The sequence below is a fragment of the Streptomyces sp. BE20 genome, assembly GCF_036322525.1.
Lineage (GTDB): Bacteria > Actinomycetota > Actinomycetes > Streptomycetales > Streptomycetaceae > Kitasatospora.
The window spans coordinates 1-362 of sequence record NZ_JAQYWW010000186.1; the positions used below are offsets into that span (position 1 = coordinate 1).

At 67.4% G+C, this 362-nt stretch carries 1 pseudogene; it reads left to right on the forward strand.

Going from position 1 to position 362, the window contains the following annotated elements:
• A pseudogene (locus tag PUR61_RS00815) lies at positions 1-362 on the forward strand (IS5/IS1182 family transposase); the annotation flags it as partial.

Here is a 362-nt window from a genome sequence, read left to right on the forward strand (position 1 = left end):
AAGATCCATTTGCTCACCGAACGTACCGGTCTGCCCATCGCGCTCGCGATCTCCGGCGCCAACCTGCACGACAGTCCGGCCCTGATCCCGCTCGGCGAGGCGATCCCACCGATCCGCTCCCGACGCGGACCGCGGCGCCGCCGGCCCGGCAAGCTCCACGGCGACATTGCCGACGACAACCGATTCAACCGCTCCTACCTGCGGCGACGGCAGATCACACACCGCATACCACGCCGCGGTCACGAGTCCTCCCAACGTCTCGCCCGCCAACGCTGGGTGAACGAAAGGACCGTCCACTCGCTCCGCCGCTACCTCCGACACCACCGCCGCTACGAACGCAAGAGCACCCACTTCTCTGCCTT